We start from the raw sequence: 21,034 nt of genomic DNA, 5'->3' as shown, positions 1-21,034 counted from the left end.
ATCAAATGAAACAAACATTTGCGGTTATTGGACTGGGGCGTTTTGGCCTGAGTGTCTGTCAGTCATTAGTGGCAGCTGGGCAAGATGTCTTAGCAATTGATAATAATGAAGAATTGATCACTAGCTATAAAGATTTGGTGACACAAGCAGTAATTGCTGACGCTCAAGATGAAGATGCCATGCGTGATTTAGATTTAGGCAGTTTCGATCATGTTGTTATTGCCCTGGGACAAAACATTCAAGCAAGTGTCATGTCAACATTGATCGCAAAGGAGCTTGGAGCTAAACACATCGTTGCTAAAGCAGAAACAACCATTCATGGTCGAGCGCTTCAAAAAATTGGTGCCGATCAAATTGTTTTTCCCGAGCGCGATATGGGTCAAAGAATTGCTCGGAGATTGTTAAGTCATAACATTTTAAATTATTTGGCTCTCAGTGATACTTATACGCTAGCCGAAATTAGAGTTGAAAATACAAAACTGACTGGCAAAACATTGACTGAACTGAATTTTCGCGAAAAATACGGTCTGACCTTGGTGGCAATCAGACGTGGTAAAGACGTGCAAGTTTCACCACCTGCCGATGCAACAATTGAAAAAGGAGATACATTATCAGTGATTGGTGAAACAATTGATGTTGAACATTTGGACAGTGAGTTATCAAAATAGAGCCCAAAACGATACTTTTAGCTGTCGTAGGGCAAACAAATAATCGTAATTGATAAATTTAGTTTTGAATTTATTAATTACGATTATTTGTTTGCTCACAGACGTCTGTGGCTTTTGCATGTTTCAATTTCAAACAATATAAACACGAAAAAATAGTACCTAGTTAAAAAACATTTTCGTTGACATTTGTAAACGAGGTTGATACAGTAAGAATGTAAAGTTTACAAATGTAGATTTAAATTAAACGAGGTAATCAAATGAATCCAGAAAGAGTAAGCGAAATTACACCGTCAGAATGGGAAATAATGCGTATTATTTGGACCAAGGGCCCTAGTCATAGCCGTGAACTGATTGATTTAATTCAACGAAAGCGCGATTGGACGGAATCAACGATAAAAACCTTATTAGGCCGTTTAGTAAAAAAAGGACTTTTAGAAACTAATAAAGTAGGACATAAATTTATTTACTCAACCATGGTAGGCGAGTTGGAAGCGATGAATCAAACTAGTCAGCAACTATTTGATCATTTGTGTGCGATGAAAAAAGGGCAAACGCTATTCAACTTAGTTGAGCATACTGAATTGACTCAAGATGATATCAAAGATTTACAAACCTTATTGGAACAAAAACTAAAAACAGCTCCGAAGACAGTTTCTTGTGATTGTTTGCCGAAAGAAATGGAAATGATGACTGAAGACTGTGATTGTGGGGAGGAAAGATAATGACTGAAAATAAGAAAGAAATGATGGATCACGATCACATGGACATGGGTCATGCTATGAGCTCAATGGATCATAATGTGGCTGGGATGACCCACAATTCCATGGGTGGTGCCATGAATATGGGCGATGGTCACATGATGCACATGGGCAATTTTAAAAAGAAGTTCTGGTTGTCATTAGTCGTTGCTGTTCCAATTTTTATTTTTTCACCATTCATGGGATTACAGTTACCATTTCAATTTACCTTTCCAGGTTCTGACTGGCTCGTATTAATTTTAGCTTCTTTCCTGTTTTTCTATGGTGGCCAGCCCTTTTTATCTGGTGCCAAAGGTGAACTTAAAGATAAGGCACCAGCAATGATGACGTTGATTTCAATGGGAATTAGTGTGGCTTATCTTTATAGTTTGTACGCTTTTATTGCTAATCACTTCATTAATCCCAGTGGTCACGTAATGGACTTTTTCTGGGAGTTGGCTAGTTTAATTGTCATCATGTTACTAGGGCACTGGATCGAAATGAATGCGGTAATGAATGCCGGAAATGCGCTAGAAAAAATGGCCGCGCTGCTACCGGGGATGGTTCACTTGGTGGCCGAAAATGGTCAAACAAAAGATATTGAGTTACATGATTTAAAGGAGGGCCAGCAAGTATTAGTTCAGGCTGGAGAAAAAGTTCCGGCAGATGGTGATGTTATTGAAGGAAACAGCTCAGTAAATGAATCACTAGTGACTGGCGAAGCCAAAGCGGTTACTAAAACAAATGGTGATCGCGTCATTGGTGGCTCGGTAAATGGCAATGGCACGTTAACTATTAAGGTTACAGGAACTGGTGAAACTGGCTATCTTGCACAAGTGATGAAGTTAGTTAATCAGGCCCAACAAGAACAATCCCGGGCTGAAGGAATGGCAGAAAAAGTAGCCAAGTACTTGTTTTATGCGGCATTGTCAGTCGGAATTGTTGCATTCTTTGTTTGGCTAGGCATTGGCGGTCCAGATACAGCACTTGAGCGAATGGTGACAGTACTTGTAATTGCATGTCCCCACGCTTTAGGAGTCGCAATTCCATTAGTGGTTGCCCGGAGTACCTCTATTGCGGCAACCAATGGTTTATTAATTCGTGATCGTCATGCCATTGAAACGGCTAAAAAAATTGACACTGTTTTGATGGATAAAACTGGAACACTAACTGAAGGTACTTTTAAAGTAAATCAAGTTAAGGCATTACAAAAAGACATATCAGAAGAACAAGTTTTACAATTATTTGCAAGCTTAGAGGCAAATTCAAGTCATCCACTGGCAACTGGTATTTTAACAGCTGCTAAAGATCAGCAAGTTCAAATAAGTGAAGCTAAGAGGGTTGAAGCAGTTCAAGGTGTAGGCTTAAATGGAGAAATTAACGGACAAAAATATTCGATTGTGACTGCTAACTATCTTGAAAAAGAAAACATTGAGTTTGACCAAATCGAGTTTGACGAGCTGGCTTCAAAAGGAAACTCTGTTAGTTATTTAGTTAATGGTGGTCAAGTGCTAGGGTTAATTGCACAAGGGGATCAAATTAAATCCGAGGCAAGATCCTTTGTATCACAGTTACATGAAATGGGAATTCAACCCGTAATGCTAACGGGAGATAATGAACCGGCAGCCAAACAAGTAGCGGCACAACTAGGTGATATCACAGTTAGAGCTAATTTGAAACCAGAGGATAAAGAACGGATTGTGCGTGAGTTCCAAAGTGATAATCATCAAGTTATGATGGTTGGTGATGGTATTAACGATGCTCCCAGCCTAGCTCGTGCTAATATTGGTGTGGCTATCGGTGCTGGAACAGATGTTGCGATTGATTCGGCTGATGTTATTTTGGTGAAGAGTAATCCCAATGATATTTTGAATTTCTTGAATCTAGCTCGTACAACTAACCGTAAGATGGTCCAAAATTTATGGTGGGGTGCTGGCTATAATATCATTGCGATTCCACTCGCTGCTGGTGTATTAGCAGGAATTGGAATTATCCTCAGTCCGGCTGTGGGAGCATTGGTTATGTCACTTTCAACAATTATTGTAGCGTTGAATGCGATGACATTAAAGATGTAGAGCGTTCACGACCACGTTAGGTGCAGGATCCTGTGGTCGTGAACGCGTTTCTGCAACAAAAATGAAATGAGCATTTCTTTCAAACCGGAGCATTTAATTTTAATAGTGGAAACGTGTGAAAATTCGCAGATGTCTAGAGCTAAGTCCTAATGACAATTGATAAATTCACAGTTCAAATTTATCAATTGTCATTAGGACTTAGCTTACGACATCTAAACACGAATTTTCGCACTCTATTAAAATTTAATGAGAAAAGATCATTGACAATTTAGCTTACCTTTGTAATAATAGTCGTTAATCTTAAGAGACAATCCAGAGAAATCAGTACTTGCTGAGAGCTGATTAATAAAATGGCGAAATTAAATTGGGTGGTTCCACTATCAACTACAAGAGGCAATTCGAATTTTTGGATTGTAAAACTTGGGTGGAACCGCGTTGAAGATGAAATTAGCGTCCCTGGTACATTAACTGTACCAGGGATTTTTTTGTTTATAAATGGACATGTTCTCAGAGGTAAATACCTCTGAGAACACTTTAAATAAAGGAGAACATAATAATGAAAGAGCAGCGTAAATTGTCACGATCATTGCAAAGTCGGCATATTCAGATGATTGCTATTGGTGGAGCGATTGGAACAGGTTTATTTTTAGGTTCTGGTAGTGCCATTAGAAAAGCTGGTCCATCAATTATTTTGTCATATCTGATTGTTGGGATTTTTTGTTTCTTCATGATGCGTGCGATTGGTGAATTACTGTTGTCAGATACGAGCAAACATTCATTTATTGATTTTATTAAACTATATTTAGGCGATCGCATGGAATTTATTACGGGTTGGACATATTGGTCTTGCTGGCTTAGCTTAGCAATGGCAGACCTAACAGCAACGGGAATTTATTTAAAATATTGGTTCCCTAGTTTGCCGCAGTGGGTTGGTCCGCTCGTGATCATTTTATTATTGCTATTGACTAATTTGGTCAACGTTGGTTTGTTCGGTGAATTAGAAACTTGGTTTTCAATGATCAAAGTGGTCGCAATTTTAGCTTTAATTGTCGTAGGAATTGGGATGACAATCTTTCATTACCGTACAGGAACGTCGACCGCTTCATTTAGTAATTTAATTTCACACGGTGGTTTCTTTCCAACTGGAATGAGTGGCTTTTTAATGTCGTTTCAAATGGTTGTTTTTGCCTTTGTAGGAATCGAAATGGTCGGGCTAACTGCTGGTGAAACCAAGGATCCGAAAAAAGATTTACCCCGAGCAATCAATAGTTTGCCAATTAGAATTGGATTATTTTACATTGGTTCAATGGTTGCAATTATGAGTGTTGCGCCATGGAATACGATTACGACGACATCTAGTCCGTTTGTTCAAGTCTTTTCTGGTATTGGTATCACGAGTGCCGCAGCCATTTTGAATTTTGTGGTTCTGACTGCTGCAATGTCGGCAACAAATAGTGCTATTTTTAGTACTAGCCGAACACTTCATGCGTTAGCTAGTGGTGGAAATGCGTTGCACAGCTTTACCAAATTAAGCCGCCATATGGTGCCTAATACCGCGTTACACTTTTCATCCGCAATTTTGTTTGTGGTTGTTATTTTGAATTATTTAATGCCAGCTGGTATTTTTAATCTAATTTCAGGAGTTTCAACGATTAATTTTGTTTTTGTTTGGTTAATTATGTTGTGGTGCCATATTAAATTTCGACGGGTCCAACCGGAAGGGGTCAAAGAATTTTTGATGCCTGGGTATCCCGTTACTGATTGGGCAAGCTTAATTTTCTTCACAGCCGTCTTGATCTTTCTACTATTTGATCCAGAGACGCGGGTGTCATTAGTCGTTTCGGTTATCTGGTTTGTGGCATTGTTTATTGCCTATTCAGTGCGACAAAAAAGACAAATTGCTAAGTAATTTTAACGATGAGCTATTTTAATTGATTTTTAATGTGTATAAATTGTAAGATGTACTGCAATGAGATAAATGGAGGTTTTGTGGGGATGGATCAAAAGTTAAAAGTTGGTGTGATTGGTGCAACTGGAATGGTTGGCCAACGGTATGTTTCATTATTGGAAAACCACCCATGGTTTGAAGTAGTAGTGGTGGCAGCAAGTGCCCATAGTGCGGGAAAAACTTACGCAGAATCAGTGCAAGGACGCTGGAAAATGGAAACACCAGTACCTGAATCAGTTAAAGACTTGGTGCTACTAGATGTCAAGGACGTTGATAAAATTGCCGAGCAAGTCGATTTTGTTTTCTCAGCTGTTAGCATGAGTAAAGACGAAATCCGTGCAATTGAAGAAGAGTATGCCAAGACAGAAACGCCAGTTGTTTCTAATAATAGTGCCCATCGTTGGACACCGGATGTACCAATGGTTGTCCCAGAAATCAATCCTGATCATTCTGATGTTATTAAATATCAAAAGGAACGATTGGGCACAAAACGAGGCTTTATTGCAGTAAAACCAAACTGTTCGATTCAAAGCTACACTCCAGCATTGACTGCATGGCGCAAATTTGAGCCTACTCAAGTAGTTGCCACAACTTACCAAGCCATTTCTGGTGCCGGTAAAACATTTGATGACTTCCCAGAAATTATTGGGAATGTTATTCCGTATATTAGTGGTGAGGAAGAAAAATCAGAACGTGAACCAATGAAAATTTGGGGTCACGTTGACGATGAGAAAAAAGAGATTGTGTCAGCACAGACTCCTGTTATCACCACGCAAACATTACGAGTACCGGTGTTATACGGCCATACAGCAGCAGCATTTGTAAACTTTAAGCAACAACCAACTAAAGAAGAATTGATTGAAGCTCTTGAAAGCTATAGTGGTGTTCCACAAGAATTAGGCTTGCCAAGCGCTCCTAAACAATTCATTCAATACATGACACAAGATGACCGGCCACAGGTTCGCTATGATGTGAACTTTGAAAATGGAATGGGAATTTCAATTGGTCGATTACGTGAAGACAAGATTTTTGATTGGAAATTTATTGGTTTATCTCATAATACTGCTCGTGGGGCAGCGGGTGGCGCTATTTTACTCGCTGAATTACTTAAGGCCCAGGGCTACATCGAAAAAAAATAGGCCAATCAATCTTGACACGGCAATCGTGAATGCTATAATCGATTACGTTATCAAAAGACACGTTAATTTTTTTACCGTCAGGGAGATTAAGCCATGACTGGAAGCTTGATTGTTAAGGTAAAATTATTGATACCACTTTTGACAAAGTTTTCCGAAATAAGGAAAACCGGGTTGCACCCGTTATTAGCTTATTGAGATAAGAGTGTGCTTACTTTGAAGGTCAACTAACTACTTAGCAGCATATTCTTAAATTTGGGTGGAACCACGCTAATATGTTAATTAACGTCCCTAGTATCGTAATGATACTAGGGACTTTTTTATTTATTTAAATACTTAAAGGAGAGTGGAGTTAATGGCACAAGTTCAAGTTTTAGCAGCAGATGGGTCAGTTAAAAAAATTGACCGTGATTCACCAGAAGGATTACAGGCACTTCGTCAAACAACTGCCCTACTTTTGGCAGCTGCACTACACCAACAATTTGCCGGTATTCGGTTAGGTGAAGATGTTGCTAGTGATAATGGTTTTTACGTTGATTCAGACAAAGATGATGTTCAAGTATCAGCTGATGAATTAGGTCAATTGGAAGACATTATCCACAAATTTGCCAAGGATGACGCCAAAATTGAGCGAGTCGAAGTACCCCTAGAAGACGCCTTAGCTGAAGTTAAGAATGATCAGTTCCAAAGCGAATTAATCAAAGAGGCAGCTGCAGACAATAAAGTTTCTTTATTTAAGGTTGGTAATTTTGCAACTGTTGCTAAAGAAGATGTGCTTTGCTATGTTGATGTGGTTAAAAACTTCAAAGTATTATCAGTTGCTGGTGCGTACTGGCAAGGTAAGTCATCAAATCCAATGCTGCAACGGATTTATGGTACGGTCTTTTATAAAAAAGATGCACTTGAAGATGATTTGAAGGCCCGCCAAGAGGCCCGTGAACGTGATCACCGGGTGATTGGTAATGACTTAGATCTATTCTTTGTGGATCCTAAAGTTGGTGCTGGGTTGCCTTATTGGATGCCAAAAGGAGCCACAATTCGTCGTGTGATTGAACGTTACATTATTGACAAAGAAGTTGCGAATGGTTATAACCACGTGTACACGCCAATTCTGATGAACTTAGATGTTTATAAGACTTCTGGTCACTGGCAACACTATCGCGAAGATATGTTCCCACCAATGGATATGGGAGATGGCGAACAGCTTGAATTGCGACCAATGAACTGTCCTAGTCATATCCAGATTTACAAACACCATATCCGTTCATATCGTGAATTACCATTAAGAATTGCTGAACTTGGAATGATGCACCGTTATGAAAAGTCAGGAGCTCTATCTGGGTTACAACGTGTTCGTGAAATGACATTAAATGACGGGCACACATTCGTTGCTCCAAGCCAAATTTTGGATGAGTTCAAGAGTATCTTGAAGTTAATGATCGAAGTTTATCATGATTTTAATATTGATGATTACAGCTTCCGGCTTAGTTATCGTGATCCAAAGAATACGGATAAGTACTTTGATGATGATGAAATGTGGAACAATGCCCAGTCAATGTTAAAGCAAGCTATGGATGATATGGGACTTGATTACTATGAAGCAGAAGGTGAAGCAGCTTTCTATGGTCCTAAGTTGGATGTTCAAACTAAGACTGCATTAGGAAATGACGAAACACTTTCTACTATTCAATTAGACTTCATGTTGCCAAAGCAATTTGATTTGCATTACATTGGTGAAGACGGCGAACAACATCGACCAATCATGATTCATCGTGGCTTAGTTTCAACCATGGAACGCTTCACTGCTTACTTAACTGAAATGTATAAGGGAGCTTTCCCAACATGGTTGTCACCAGAACAAGTTAAAATTATTCCGGTTAAAGAAGAAATTCATGCAGACTATGCAGAAGATCTTCGTAAGGAATTAGCAGCTGCGGGAATCCGTGTTTCGGTTGATCACCGTAACGAAAAAATGGGTTATAAGATTCGTGAAGCCCAAACACAAAAAGTACCATACACATTGGTAGTCGGTGACAATGAAGTCAAAGACGAAGGTGTCACTGTTCGTAAGTACGGTGAAGAAAAACAAGTAAGTAAATCAAAACAAGATTTCTTGGATGAAATCCTGGGAGATTTGAGTAGTTATTCAAGAAAATAGTGTGCGAACAGCCGCGCATAGATGGCGTGGTATAACACAAAAAAATAGCATAGTACCATTCGATTTTTGAATGGTGCCATGCTATTTTTTTGTGTTATACCATAGTCATCTGCGGCTGTTCGCACAATTCGACAATAAAAATTATTAGATTACTTTTCAAGAATTTACAATTGAACATTGATTTCTGTATTCAGAAAAGTTTTTCTTGGTGCAATCACTGGTCAGATAATTTGAGTATCTTTCACCACAAGACAAATGACGGGAAGTAATCAGTTTTGATCACCTGAATCGTTAGCAAGCACATCTGCAGCAAACTGCGTAGGATGGGGTGCTCATAATGTTTGATACAGCAGCTAAGAAAACGCTATCAAAAAAATAAAAAACTTTGAGCTTTTAGATTGTATATTTGAGATGACCATGGTAGTATACAGTTACAGGAAGGAAAGTATCTTGTGATTACCACCTTCTCACACAAGTTCCTTGCAACAAGTAATAAAATGTATTAGATGTGAAGTTAGTATCAAGTAACGACTAAGTAGTAGTATCTAAAAGTAGTACCAGGATTAAGCAAAGTACCAAATAATTAAGTTAATGCAAGTCACCATATTTAAAAAGTTAGACTGGATGGCTTCGCGGGTTAGATCTGAACAAGATAAAAGCTACACGAGATATTGGTCCATCAAACCAAGAATCACAGACAAGTAGTTAAGTTTTGAGGCGAGATATATAAAAACAAAGTTGAAACAATTAGGTAGTTGCAAGTCACCTTCCTGATGTTAAACGAAACCGGAGAAGAGAAGGCTCCGGTTTTTATTTTGCCTAAATTTTGAAATCCATTGCAATTCATCGAAAAAATTATTTTATAATTAATTTTGAATCGAGCTGTGACGTTAGTCAGATAATTATAAATTGGTTGCAGCACGAGATGAGTTATTAGATAATGAAGTTCCTTGGCAGGGGCATTTAGTGATTGCAAACACGATTCTTTTTGAACCGTGTTTTTTGTTTAGATTATTAATCTTATAGTGAGTAAAACCTTAAACCTAAGATTTGAATTAGCAAGTTTTAATTTAAGTGGATATTTGATGTCCACTTAGTGAACGTTTAAATATCATAAAGAGATTAAATGTCTTATTAATAGGCAATAATTAGCATAATTAATTAATATATCGTCCTCGATTTATCATATTTGGATACCTTGTGAGTTTACAGCCACATGTGAAAGCGTTATATTTATATAGTGGCGTCAGCTTATTTGCAATAATTCATTTTAGTTTTTTGGCGGACGGCATAAAAACAAATAGAAGGGTTTGTAGTCCAATGTATGTAGCAATAAATATTCTTGGATTGGTTGTCTTTTTGGGAATTGGCTTCCTATTTTCCAAGAAAAAGAAGGAGATCAACTGGCGCTCGATTGCGATCATGGTTGTAATTAACCTTGTGTTAGCTTGGTTCTTCACTAGTTTCTCTGGCGGACGTGCAGCGGTTAAAGGTGCCGCTGACGGATTTAATTGGTTGGTTGAAGTTTCATATCAAGGTATTATTTTTGCCCTACCAAACTGGGTAACAACTAATTATGGTGGTACTCTTGGCGGTGGTGGTTCAATGAACTTTATTACCAGCGCCTTACTACCAATTTTAATGATTGTCCCACTGTTTGATATTTTGACTTATATTGGCGTTTTGCCATGGGTCATCAAATGGATCGGACGTGGATTATCATTTATTACTGGTCAACCTAAGTTTGAATCATTCTTTGCTGTTGAAATGATGTTTTTAGGTAACACAGAAGTGCTTGCCATCTCTGGTTTACAATTACGTCAAATGAAAGCAGAACGTAACTTAACTTTGGCAATGATGTCAATGAGTTGTGTGACAGCATCAATTCTTGGAGCTTATACTCAAATGGTTCCTGGACAATTTGTTTTGACTGCTGTTCCAATTAATATTATCAACTCAATCATCGTTACAAGTATGCTTAACCCAGTTAAGGTTACTGCTGAAGAAGATACGGTTGCTAAAGTTGGACAAGTTGGTGAAGAAGATAGCGCAGCTAGTGAAGGAGAAGGTAATGGTAAACGTGAACCATTCTTCTCATTCTTAGGCGATTCAATTCTCGGTGCTGGTCGTTTGATCTTGATCATCACTGCCAATGTTATTGCCTTTGTTGCCTTAGCTGCATTGATTGACAAGATTCTAGGCCTCTTCTGGAAACCTCTATCACTTGAAAGTATCTTAGGAGTTATTATGTTCCCATTCGCATGGTTATTGGGACTTCCCGTTGACCAGGCATGGACACTTTCACAAGATATGGGACTTAAGTTAGTTACAAATGAATTCGTTGTTATGGGCCGTGTTGCTGGAGATGTAATCAACGGCTATGCACCTCACTTGCGTGCCATCCTGACAGTATTCTTAACATCATTTGCTAACTTTGGTACCGTTGGTATGATTATTGGTGCCTTCAAGGGCTTAGTTGACCGCAATAAGAACGATTTGATTGCTAAAAACGTTGGCTACATGCTTCTTTCAGGTATTCTTGTATCACTATTGTCAGCTGGATTCGTTGGATTATTTGTTTGGTAATCAAAACGGCTAATAATATTAGATAATTACAATTAAATGGGGCAGCCATCGTGCTGCCCTTTACCATCTAGTCAAATTAAAACGCTTACTATTTTAAAGGGAGGAACTTAAATTATGGCATTAGAAATTATTATGGATACAGATCCTGGAATTGACGACGCAGCGGCGTTAACAATGGCAATTAATGACCCAGCAATTGACTTGAAGTTGGTTACTGCGGTTGCTGGTAATGTGACGGTAGACAAGACGACTGCAAATGCGCTTAAGATTGTTCATTTCTTTGGCAAAGACAAAGAAATTCCAGTTGCGGCTGGAGCAAAACAACCATTGATTAAGCCATTTGAAGATGCTGCTCGGATTCATGGTGCATCGGGGATGCCTGGCTATGATTTTGGCGATGACTACGGTCATGCAATCGAAAAATCAGCCGTAGAAGCATTACACGATGAGATTATGGCTGCTGACGAACCGATCACATTGGTTCCAACAGGTTCGTACACTAATATTGCTTTGCTATTTTCACAATATCCAGAAGTTAAGGATAATATCAAAGAGATTGTTGCTATGGGTGGTACCTTGCAAGAAGGTAATATGACTAGTGCAGCAGAATTTAACTGTTTCACTGACCCACATGCTGCTAAAGTATTATATGATTCAGGTGTTCCAATCGTAATGGTTGGGCTTGATATTACGCTGAAGGCTTTACTAACAGCAGATACATTGGACAAGTTAGCTGGTTTAAACAAAACTGGTGAAATGTTACATGCACTAATTACGCACTATGGTGACGGCGGTGCTGAAGGAATTCCAATGCATGATGTTAATACAATTTTCTATCTATTACATCCGGAAGCAATTACTACTAAGGAAATGTGGGTAGATGTCCAAACTGAAGGCCCAGCAATGGGTGAAACAGTTGGAGATATTCGTGGTGCTTACCATGATGGAAAAACTAACGCAAAAGTTTGTGTTGATATTGATGCAGCCGCATTTAACAAGTGGTTCTTGGAAGAGATTTCGAAAATTAAGTAGATGTGGTGCGACCGTGTTTAGGAGTCGCAGTGTAACGTAAAAATGCCGCTTGCATGGGTGAACTACCCATGTGAGTGGCATTTTTACGTTACACTGCGATATCTTAACGCGGATGTGGACACTCTGTATGTTATAATAGACGTTATTATATTTACTCGTAGACGGTTGAATACTAGTCAAAATTACGGTAAAGTAGGAGCGTGTGTGAAACATAATTTTGTTTCACGATTAAAGGAGTATTTCATGAATCCACAACAATTTCGCCAAGCATTGGCTAACCAGCAAATTATGCTATCTGATCAACAAATGCAGCAGTTTGCGTTATATTATGAGTTATTAATAAAAGGTAATGAGCAACTTAATTTGACTACTATTACTGAGCAAGGTGAGGTTTATTTGAAACATTTCTATGATTCAATTACCCCAGCGTTTAGCTTAGCTACACTAAAAACAGATAAGTTAATGTTGTGTGATGTTGGAGCAGGAGCAGGTTTTCCATCGTTACCACTAAAAATTGCCTTTCCAAATTTAAAAGTTACAATTGTGGATTCACTCAATAAAAGAATTAACTTTTTGGAAAAGTTGGTTCAACAATTAGGATTGACCGATGTTACTTTGGTTCACGATCGCGCCGAGACATTTGGCTCACCTAAAAATACGTACCGCGAAAGCTTTAATGTAGTTACTGCTAGGGCAGTGGCACGCTTATCTGTGCTAAGTGAACTGTGTTTGCCCCTAGTGAAAATAGGCGGGAAGTTTATTGCATTGAAAGCTAGTCAAGCAGACGAAGAACTAGAACAAGCAAAGACGGCCATCGAAACATTGGGTGCTAATGTTAGTTCTGTTGACCAATTAGTGCTACCGCAAAGTGATGAACCGCGAACAATTGTTGTGCTAGATAAAATACAAGCGACTCCGGATAAGTATCCACGGCGACCGGGAGTACCGGCTAAAAAGCCGATAGTGGGTTAGCAGTTTTATTTTGAAACGTGCTAATTCAGTCAAACCTCTAGGGCTAAGGTAATTAAATGCCATTCGCTAAGAGCGCGAATAACATTTAATTACCTTAGCCTACGAGGTCTACCCGACTGAATTAACACTCTGTAATTTGAAACGTGCTAATTCAACTAGGCGTCTAGAGCTAAGCCAATTAAGCATCATTCGCCAAGCCCGCGCGAACAATGCTTAATTAACTTAGCTTACGACACCTGACCAGTTGAATTAGCACTCTAACATAGGGGGAATAGACATGGCGTTTTCAATTTTTGGGAATCAAAAAAATAAGAATCAGAAAGCAACGAACCAAGTTGTTGAAGTTGATGTTACCAAAATTACGCCCAATCGATTTCAACCACGGAAGGTTTTTGATCCTGAAGCTATCAAAGAATTAGCTGAAACTATTCAGGCACATGGACTATTACAGCCAATTATCTTGCGTGAATATGAGCCAGCTAAATATGAGATCATTGCTGGTGAGCGTCGCTTTCGTGCGGTAAGTGAGCTTAAGTGGGATCGCATTCCGGCAATCATTGAAAAAATGAATGATAAAGAGACAGCTTCACTGGCACTAATTGAAAACTTGCAACGTGAGCAACTTAGTTCGGTAGAAGAAGCGCAGGCTTATCGAAGCCTGATGGATCTAAATCATTTAACACAAACAGCACTTGCACAGGGCATGGGAAAAAGTCAGTCCGCTGTAGCAAACAAGCTTCGGCTGTTGAAATTAATTCCACCAGTTCAAAATGCAATTTTAGATCGTCGCATCAGTGAGCGGCATGGCCGTGCTTTGTTGGAGCTAAATGAGGACCAGCAGCGTGAAGCGCTAATGGAAATTGTTAATAGTAAATTGACGGTTAAGCAGACAGAAGATCTCGTGGCTGAAATGACTGGAAAAATTCCAGCACCGCAAGAAGATACTCCTAAAGTAAAACCTAAAAAGAGAGCTAAACGCTCTAACTCTAAAGGTTTAACGGCAGATACGCGCGTGGCCGTTAATACGATCAAAAAGTCAGTCAAATTAATCCGTGATAACGGAATGAAAATTAAGACACGTGAATCAGATGAAGATGACCATTACGAAATTGTAATTGAAATTCCGAAGCAAAAGTAGAAAGGCGGTATGACAAAATGGGATATGTGATTGCGTTAGCCAATCAAAAGGGCGGCGTTGGGAAAACGACGACCAGCGTCAATTTAGGTGCTTGTTTAGCTCAAATGAATCAGCGGGTACTGTTAATTGATATTGATCCGCAAGGGAATGCCACCAGTGGAACGGGAATTCAAAAGGCAACCATTGAACAGGATGTTTATGATGTCTTGATCAATGAGGTACCATTGAAGGATGTAATTTTAAAGACTAGTCATGAAGGATTGGATATCGTGCCAACGACCATTCAATTATCAGGGGCCGAAATTGAATTAACTTCGATGATGGCTCGTGAAACACGTTTGAAAGACGCAATTGGTGCAGTTGCTGATCAATATGATTACATTTTAATTGATTGTCCGCCTTCGCTGGGCTTGCTGACAATTAACGCATTTACGGCTAGTGATTCAATTTTGATTCCAGTCCAAAGCGAGTACTATGCTCTAGAAGGATTAAGCCAATTACTGAATACAATTAAGTTAGTTCAAAAGCACTTTAATCCAGCCTTAAAAATTGAGGGTGTACTGCTAACAATGTTTGATGCACGGACAAATCTTGGTCAGCAAGTTAACGAAGAAGTTCAAAAGTTCTTTGGTAAGCAAGTGTATGAAACAATCATTCCACGAAATGTACGTTTATCAGAAGCACCTAGTCATGGTCTTCCAATCATTGACTATGATCCAAAATCCAAGGGTGCACAGGTCTATCTGCAACTAGCAAAGGAAGTGTTAGCAGCTCATGGCAAATAATAAAAAAGGACTTGGACGTGGTATTGAAGCATTATTTGAAGATAATGAAGTCGATGCAGCACAAGAAAATGTCCAAGAAATCAGTTTAAATGAAATCCGACCCAATCCATACCAACCACGGCGAACGTTTGACACAAAGGCACTTGAAGAATTAGCGGCTTCGATTGAAAAGGCCGGTGTCTTCCAGCCAGTTATTATTCGGCAACCAGACAAACGAATGAAACGTTATGAGCTGATTGCTGGTGAACGACGCTTTCGTGCTTCTAAATTAGCCAATAAACAAACCATCCCGGCAATCGTTCGTGAAATGAGCGATGAGGAAATGATGGAAGTTGCTGTAGTAGAAAACTTGCAACGAGAAGATTTAACTCCGCTGGAAGAGGCTCAAGCCTACGAAACTTTGATGCAGAAGTTATCCTTAACGCAGGCTCAGGTTTCAGAACGATTAGGTAAAAGTCGGCCATACATTGCCAACTACTTGCGACTTTTGGGGCTACCTAAAATGGTTAAAGAAATGCTTCAAAAAGAGCAGTTATCGATGGGTCAAGCCAGAACACTACTTGGCTTAAAGGATAAAGACAAATTGGTTGCGTTGGCGCGCAGAACAGTAGAACAAAATTTGACTGTCCGTCAATTAGAATTATTGGTTAGCCAGATGAATGGTGCCAACAAAAATAAGAAAACGAGCAAAAAAAGTAACAAATCTGTGTTTGTCCGTGCAGCGGAGGATCAACTGCAATCCAAATTCGGTACCAAAGTCGCTGTAGCTGAGTCTACAAGTCAAAAGGGTGCTGGTAAAATTGAAATCCCATATATGTCTGATGAAGATTTAACCAGGATTTTAGAATTATTGGAGATTGATTTGGGCTAAATGTTTTTTTAAACCATATTCATTAGGATATGCGGTTTGCATTTTAAAGGGGGATCTCATATATGTACGATAAAGGCGACGTCGTTATGATGAAAAAACCACATCCATGTGGTGCCAACGAGTGGGAAATCATCAGAATGGGTGCAGACATTAAAATCAAATGTTTGGGATGCGGACATATTGTTATGCTAACCAGACGTGAATTTGAGAAGAGAATGAAAAAAATACTAAAGAGTGCGAAACAAAACGATTAGCTTCTGTGGTGTAAGACATAATGATAAATGGTCCTGCTTTTGGATCATTTATCATTATGTCTTACACCCTAGGAAGCTGTCTTGTGAAGCACGTTTCGACTATTAAAAAGAACTGAATGGTTTACAAGAATCTATTCAAAACTATCAAAAAAACAGAAAGAGTGACAAACAAAATGGCTTTAACAGCAGGAATCGTTGGTTTACCAAACGTTGGTAAATCGACATTATTCAACGCAATTACCAAGGCGGGCGCAGAAATGGCCAATTATCCATTTGCGACGATCGATCCCAATGTAGGAATGGTGGAAGTTCCTGATGACCGATTGGACCGGATACAAGAGCTAATTCCAGCCAAGAAAGTAGTGCCAACTACGTTTGAGTTCACCGATATCGCTGGAATTGTTAAGGGCGCTAGCCAAGGTGAAGGACTGGGAAATAAATTCTTGGAGAATATCCGCCAGGTAGACGCCATTGTCCACGTAGTGCGGGCTTTTGATGATGATAATATTACCCACGTTACAGGTAAAGTTGACCCGATTGATGATATTGAAACTATTAATTTGGAATTAGGCTTGTCTGATTTAGAAGCTGTTGACAAGCGATTAACTAAGGTTGAGCGAGCTGCTAAGGGTAGTGACAAAGAAGCTAAAGCTGAATTGGCAGTGCTGCAAAAAATCAAACCAGTGCTTGAGGCGGGTAAAAGTGTCCGCACGATTGACTTCACTGAAGATGAACTTCCAATTGTCAAAGGTCTATTCCTGCTGACTTCAAAGCCCGTACTGTATGTTGCTAACATTGGCGAAGAAGACATGGCTGATCCTGACAGCAACAAGTATATCCAGACTATCCGTGATTACGTTAAGGATGAAAATGCACAGGTAATTGGAGTGGCTGCTGCTAGTGAGGAAGAAATTGCTGAGATGGATGATGCTGATAAAGCTGAGTTCTTGGAAATGGAAGGTGTTAAGGAACCAGGATTGAATCGTTTAATTCGCGCTTCATATGCCTTGTTGGGACTTGAAACATTCTTTACTGCTGGTGGAAAAGAAACACGTGCTTGGACGTACAAAACAGGGACCAAGGCACCACAAGCTGCTGGAATTATTCATTCTGATTTTGAACGTGGTTTTATCCGTGCTGAGGTAATGAGTTTTACCGATTTAGACAAATTAGAAACTCAGGCGGCTGTTAAAGAGGCTGGTAAGTTGAGGTTAGAAGGTAAGGATTACGTCATGCAAGACGGAGATATTGTTGAGTTTAGATTTAATGTTTAATAATTAGTGAATCAAGAGAGGGGTATACTGTGAGCGAACAAAAGCAACCGCGAAATGCCGCGGCAGGATCACAACAAAAGGAACATTTACGTGAAGATCACGCTAGTACACACCGACAATTTGGTGATTACGGCCTAACTAAGCGTAACGAAGAATTTATGTTTCAATTGAACAAACAGTTGGATGAACAAGGGATGAAGGCGGACAAAAAGCCTGATGTAATCAAAGAAACTGTAGATGCATTATTGGCTGGCCAGAAGACTGGTGCGACGGCTAAACAATTATTTGGGACGCCAACTAAAAAGGCGTATGACTTAATTCATGGGCCCGCTCGTGCGGGTGGCGGTCAACAGCAAAGTAGTTTCTGGCTTCTAGCCACTGATAATGGGTTGATGTTCTTTAATATCTTTACGCTGCTGTTTGGTGTTATGGGTATTTTTCAACCTAAATCATTACAAACACAACAAACTGGTACCACTGGGATTGTCGCAATTATCTTAGTCGGAGTTATCGGTGGGATGTTATTTGCTTGGATTACCCAAATTCTGACACCGCCAGCTAAAAAAGAGAAGAAACCAATTTGGTATCGGATTTTAGCGGTCATCGGGGCACTGGTAGCTTGGGTAGCCGTGTACTTCTTCGCTAGCCTATTACCAAATGCAATTAACCCACAACTACCAGCTTGGGCTTATATCGCATTAGGGGTACTTGGTTTTGTCGGCGATCTGTACTTGCGTCGTAAATTTCACATTGTTGGTGGTGCTTTTGGGAGCCCTCGTCAACAACAGAACCGTCGAAGATAAGATTAAAATCAGAAAATCGCTGCCAAGTAAAATTGGTGGTGATTTTTAATTAAGCAGTTAAATAAGAAATTGATGAAAATTGACTAAATTCGTTTGACCAGCGTCATGAAGGCTGGTAACGTAATAACAATACAAAAGAAGGAGTACATCTAACATGTCAAACTGGGAAACAAAATTTGTGAAACAAGGACTTACTTTTGACGACGTTTTATTAATTCCGGCTGAAAGCCACGTGTTACCAAATGAGGTTGATTTAAGCGTTCAATTGGCTAAAAATATTAAATTAAACGTACCTTTTCTCAGTGCGGGCATGGATACTGTGACTGAAAGTGCCATGGGAATTGCAATGGCCTTGCAAGGTGGACTAGGCGTAATCCACAAAAATATGACAATTCAAGATCAGGCCAATGAGGTTGCAACAGTTAAAGGTGTCGATTTAACTGGGAACTTTGATAAAGCAGCTGTGGACGATCAAAAACGTTTGTTAATCGCTGCGGCCGTTGGTGTGACTAGTGATACTTTTGAACGGGCACAAGCATTGCTAGATGCAGGGGTTGATGCTATTGTGATTGATACTGCTCATGGTCATTCTGCTGGTGTGCTACGTAAAATTAAAGAGATTCGAGATCATTTTCCAGCAGCCACATTGATTGCTGGTAATGTGGCAACTGCAGCGGGTGCAGAGGCACTTTACGAGGCCGGTGTTGATGTTGTTAAGGTTGGTATTGGCCCTGGTTCAATTTGTACTACTCGCGTAGTTGCTGGTGTTGGGGTTCCACAAATTACAGCAATTTATGATGCTGCAGCCGTGGCACGTAAGTATGATAAAACAATTATTGCTGACGGTGGAATTAAATATTCCGGTGACATAGTTAAGGCGCTAGCGGCTGGCGGGAACGCTGTTATGCTAGGAAGTATGTTCTCAGGAACCACTGAAGCTCCTGGTGAGATTTTTGAAGACAATGGTCAAAAATATAAGTCATACCGCGGGATGGGTTCAATGGCAGCCATGTCACAGTCCCATGGTTCATCTGATCGTTACTTCCAAGGTGGCGTCAATGAAGCTAATAAACTTGTGCCAGAAGGAATTGAAGCGCGAGTTGAATATAAAGGTGATGTCACTGACATTATTTTCCAATTGGTTGGTGGCTTACGATCGGGGATGGGTTACACTGGCGCGTCTGATATTCAAGCTTTGATTGATAATGCCCAGTTTGTCCAAATCTCAAATGCTGGATTGGTTGAGTCACATCCTCATGATGTACAGATTACTAAGGCGGCACCGAACTATAAATAATGATATTAATAATGATCTAATTAGTGGGACATCTAATTAGATTTTTTTTATTAAAAAACATCTTAAATAATCATAACTATATATTGTGTTAAATATAAGAGATGTAAGCGCGTTATCGTTTAATAAAAAGGGAGTGTATTATGTTGAGGAGTAGGGAAGATAAGCGGAATTATGTAACAGATCAGCCAAAAATGAAGATCAAAATGTACAAAGCAAATAAGCTATGGTTATTTGCAGGAGCACTGGTAATTGCAACGATTGGTGGGGCTCTGTGTCATTTGCTGATAGTGACACTGCACAAACAGCTGATAATACATCAAATGTTGTTAATGAAAATGTGTCTAGTAACGATGCAAGTCAGAATTCTGTAAAATTGAGTGCACAAAAAACTGGCGCTACTATAAATGCTACTGATACTGTAACCTCAGCTGCTAATAATACAGCCGCAACTTTGCAAACCGCAACTTGCTGACACAGTCATTAATCAAATAACTAATTATCAAACAGCAGACGGTCAGATAGTCGCTCCAAGTGAATCCAAAGATCTGACTGATGGTAATTATCCAGATTTTGCAGCACCAAAAAGTATGGCTAATTATGATGTTGACTTAAATAACAGCCGGTTTCAAATAATTTCTGATGGAGAAACTGCTTTTGATGGTACTTTAAGTTAGTATGTTACGCTGGTTGAATTAGATAGTAATGTAACAATAGAAAATCTACCGCAATTATTAGCCATGCTGAACGGGAGAGAAATCTCAAATGTTCTCCCAGGTGGCTCAATGACGTTGACTTATATTTATGTAAAAGATGTTGCTGAGACACCAGGAAACGGTACTGAAACTGGTGGATCAAGTACTACTGATAATAATTATGTAAATAATGGTAGTGTTGAAACATCAAATAATAGCGATAAGTTGAAGTCTATTAAAGTTAGCACTGATAAAAAACAAATAGTAAGTGATAATGCAGTCACGGTTACAACTGGTGAGTTACCACAAACGGATGATGAAAATGAATCTGAATTGGTTGGATTGGGACTAATAATGGCCAGTGTGGCTGGAATGTTTGGCTTCAGTGGATTGAGAAAAAACGTAGTTAATTATTATTAATTAAGATGGCATTTATTAAAAAGCGGAATTCATATTGAATTCCGCTTTTTACTTACCATTTTTAATGTGAAATTATCTGACGATTAATAAAAAAACGAAAAAAATTACGTTATGGAACTGAAGTTATAATTTGATACAAACATATAAAAGCACGTTCGAAAAAAGTAAAATTTATTCGGAGGTGTTTT

18 protein-coding genes and 1 pseudogene are annotated in these 21,034 nt (G+C 39.2%); all 19 read left to right on the top strand.

Going from position 1 to position 21,034, the window contains the following annotated elements:
* Positions 1-5 precede the first annotated feature (5 nt).
* The 19 genes and pseudogenes from FFM51_RS00090 to FFM51_RS00005 all read left to right on the top strand — a co-directional run bounded on the left by FFM51_RS00090 (position 6) and on the right by FFM51_RS00005 (position 20,846).
* Entirely contained in the window at positions 6-668 is a 663-nt protein-coding gene (locus FFM51_RS00090) for a potassium channel family protein (protein WP_137596627.1), read from the top strand.
* A 257-nt stretch (positions 669-925) separates the two neighbouring features.
* On the top strand, positions 926-1,390 hold the full coding sequence (locus FFM51_RS00085; protein ID WP_137596626.1) for a CopY/TcrY family copper transport repressor: 465 nt from the start codon (positions 926-928) through the stop codon (positions 1,388-1,390).
* A 20-nt stretch (positions 1,391-1,410) separates the two neighbouring features.
* Positions 1,411-3,480 carry a heavy metal translocating P-type ATPase gene (locus tag FFM51_RS00080; RefSeq protein ID WP_137596904.1) on the top strand — a complete coding sequence of 690 codons (2,070 nt, stop codon included), beginning with the start codon at positions 1,411-1,413 and terminating at the stop codon, positions 3,478-3,480.
* Between the two features lie 556 nt (positions 3,481-4,036).
* On the top strand, positions 4,037-5,389 hold the full coding sequence (locus FFM51_RS00075; RefSeq protein WP_137596625.1) for an amino acid permease: 1,353 nt from the start codon (positions 4,037-4,039) through the stop codon (positions 5,387-5,389).
* Positions 5,390-5,475: 86 nt separating this feature from the next.
* On the top strand, positions 5,476-6,567 hold the full coding sequence (gene asd / locus FFM51_RS00070) for an aspartate-semialdehyde dehydrogenase (protein WP_137596624.1): 1,092 nt from the start codon (positions 5,476-5,478) through the stop codon (positions 6,565-6,567).
* Positions 6,568-6,919: 352 nt separating this feature from the next.
* Entirely contained in the window at positions 6,920-8,722 is a 1,803-nt protein-coding gene (thrS, locus tag FFM51_RS00065) for a threonine--tRNA ligase (protein WP_137596623.1), read from the top strand.
* 1,320 nt (positions 8,723-10,042) lie between these two features.
* On the top strand, positions 10,043-11,308 hold the full coding sequence (locus tag FFM51_RS00060) for a NupC/NupG family nucleoside CNT transporter (protein ID WP_137596622.1): 1,266 nt from the start codon (positions 10,043-10,045) through the stop codon (positions 11,306-11,308).
* Positions 11,309-11,422: 114 nt separating this feature from the next.
* Positions 11,423-12,340 (top strand): ribonucleoside hydrolase RihC, encoded by a 918-nt coding sequence (gene rihC, locus FFM51_RS00055; protein WP_137596621.1) that lies wholly within the window; start codon positions 11,423-11,425, stop codon positions 12,338-12,340.
* Between the two features lie 243 nt (positions 12,341-12,583).
* Complete coding sequence (gene rsmG, locus FFM51_RS00050) at positions 12,584-13,312, top strand: 16S rRNA (guanine(527)-N(7))-methyltransferase RsmG (protein ID WP_137596620.1); 729 nt, start codon at positions 12,584-12,586, stop codon at positions 13,310-13,312.
* Positions 13,313-13,589: 277 nt separating this feature from the next.
* Positions 13,590-14,450, top strand: coding sequence for a nucleoid occlusion protein (noc, locus tag FFM51_RS00045; RefSeq protein WP_137596619.1), 861 nt, complete (start codon positions 13,590-13,592; stop codon positions 14,448-14,450).
* Between the two features lie 17 nt (positions 14,451-14,467).
* Complete coding sequence (locus FFM51_RS00040) at positions 14,468-15,235, top strand: ParA family protein (protein WP_137596618.1); 768 nt, start codon at positions 14,468-14,470, stop codon at positions 15,233-15,235.
* Positions 15,225-16,106 carry a ParB/RepB/Spo0J family partition protein gene (locus tag FFM51_RS00035; RefSeq protein ID WP_137596617.1) on the top strand — a complete coding sequence of 294 codons (882 nt, stop codon included), beginning with the start codon at positions 15,225-15,227 and terminating at the stop codon, positions 16,104-16,106. Before FFM51_RS00040 ends, FFM51_RS00035 begins: the two co-directional genes overlap by 11 nt.
* Before the next feature lie 62 nt (positions 16,107-16,168).
* Positions 16,169-16,360, top strand: a complete 192-nt coding sequence (locus FFM51_RS00030) for a DUF951 domain-containing protein (protein WP_137596616.1) — start codon at positions 16,169-16,171, stop codon at positions 16,358-16,360.
* A gap of 173 nt (positions 16,361-16,533) precedes the next feature.
* Positions 16,534-17,634 carry a redox-regulated ATPase YchF gene (gene ychF, locus FFM51_RS00025; RefSeq protein ID WP_137596615.1) on the top strand — a complete coding sequence of 367 codons (1,101 nt, stop codon included), beginning with the start codon at positions 16,534-16,536 and terminating at the stop codon, positions 17,632-17,634.
* A 29-nt stretch (positions 17,635-17,663) separates the two neighbouring features.
* Positions 17,664-18,437, top strand: coding sequence for a DUF1129 domain-containing protein (locus tag FFM51_RS00020; protein ID WP_137596614.1), 774 nt, complete (start codon positions 17,664-17,666; stop codon positions 18,435-18,437).
* A gap of 154 nt (positions 18,438-18,591) precedes the next feature.
* On the top strand, positions 18,592-19,734 hold the full coding sequence (gene guaB / locus FFM51_RS00015) for an IMP dehydrogenase (RefSeq protein WP_137596613.1): 1,143 nt from the start codon (positions 18,592-18,594) through the stop codon (positions 19,732-19,734).
* A gap of 140 nt (positions 19,735-19,874) precedes the next feature.
* Positions 19,875-19,988: pseudogene (locus FFM51_RS08945) on the top strand (KxYKxGKxW signal peptide domain-containing protein); the annotation flags it as partial.
* Between the two features lie 17 nt (positions 19,989-20,005).
* Positions 20,006-20,206: a hypothetical protein gene (locus FFM51_RS08735; RefSeq protein ID WP_170999521.1), complete on the top strand. Its 201-nt coding sequence runs from the start codon at positions 20,006-20,008 to the stop codon at positions 20,204-20,206.
* A gap of 316 nt (positions 20,207-20,522) precedes the next feature.
* Positions 20,523-20,846 (top strand): LPXTG cell wall anchor domain-containing protein, encoded by a 324-nt coding sequence (locus tag FFM51_RS00005; protein ID WP_170999522.1) that lies wholly within the window; start codon positions 20,523-20,525, stop codon positions 20,844-20,846.
* Positions 20,847-21,034 lie beyond the last annotated feature (188 nt).

It is taken from the genome of Paucilactobacillus kaifaensis, from assembly GCF_005405145.1.
Lineage (GTDB): Bacteria > Bacillota > Bacilli > Lactobacillales > Lactobacillaceae > Paucilactobacillus > Paucilactobacillus kaifaensis.
Note: the sequence above shows the minus strand (reverse complement) of the source record. Positions and strands in the feature narration are given on the sequence as shown.

Bases quoted from the DNA above. Each gene is read 5' to 3' on its own strand.
- FFM51_RS00090 (WP_137596627.1), top strand. From the start codon at position 6: ATGAAACAAACATTTGCGGTTATTGGACTGGGGCGTTTTGGCCTGAGT.
- FFM51_RS00085 (WP_137596626.1), top strand. From the start codon at position 926: ATGAATCCAGAAAGAGTAAGCGAAATTACACCGTCAGAATGGGAAATA.
- ychF (WP_137596615.1), top strand. From the start codon at position 16,534: ATGGCTTTAACAGCAGGAATCGTTGGTTTACCAAACGTTGGTAAATCG.
- FFM51_RS00060 (WP_137596622.1), top strand. From the start codon at position 10,043: ATGTATGTAGCAATAAATATTCTTGGATTGGTTGTCTTTTTGGGAATT.
- rsmG (WP_137596620.1), top strand. From the start codon at position 12,584: ATGAATCCACAACAATTTCGCCAAGCATTGGCTAACCAGCAAATTATG.
- FFM51_RS00035 (WP_137596617.1), top strand. From the start codon at position 15,225: ATGGCAAATAATAAAAAAGGACTTGGACGTGGTATTGAAGCATTATTT.
- FFM51_RS00075 (WP_137596625.1), top strand. From the start codon at position 4,037: ATGAAAGAGCAGCGTAAATTGTCACGATCATTGCAAAGTCGGCATATT.
- FFM51_RS00040 (WP_137596618.1), top strand. From the start codon at position 14,468: ATGGGATATGTGATTGCGTTAGCCAATCAAAAGGGCGGCGTTGGGAAA.
- FFM51_RS00030 (WP_137596616.1), top strand. From the start codon at position 16,169: ATGTACGATAAAGGCGACGTCGTTATGATGAAAAAACCACATCCATGT.
- thrS (WP_137596623.1), top strand. From the start codon at position 6,920: ATGGCACAAGTTCAAGTTTTAGCAGCAGATGGGTCAGTTAAAAAAATT.
- rihC (WP_137596621.1), top strand. From the start codon at position 11,423: ATGGCATTAGAAATTATTATGGATACAGATCCTGGAATTGACGACGCA.
- FFM51_RS00080 (WP_137596904.1), top strand. From the start codon at position 1,411: ATGATGGATCACGATCACATGGACATGGGTCATGCTATGAGCTCAATG.
- noc (WP_137596619.1), top strand. From the start codon at position 13,590: ATGGCGTTTTCAATTTTTGGGAATCAAAAAAATAAGAATCAGAAAGCA.
- guaB (WP_137596613.1), top strand. From the start codon at position 18,592: ATGTCAAACTGGGAAACAAAATTTGTGAAACAAGGACTTACTTTTGAC.
- asd (WP_137596624.1), top strand. From the start codon at position 5,476: ATGGATCAAAAGTTAAAAGTTGGTGTGATTGGTGCAACTGGAATGGTT.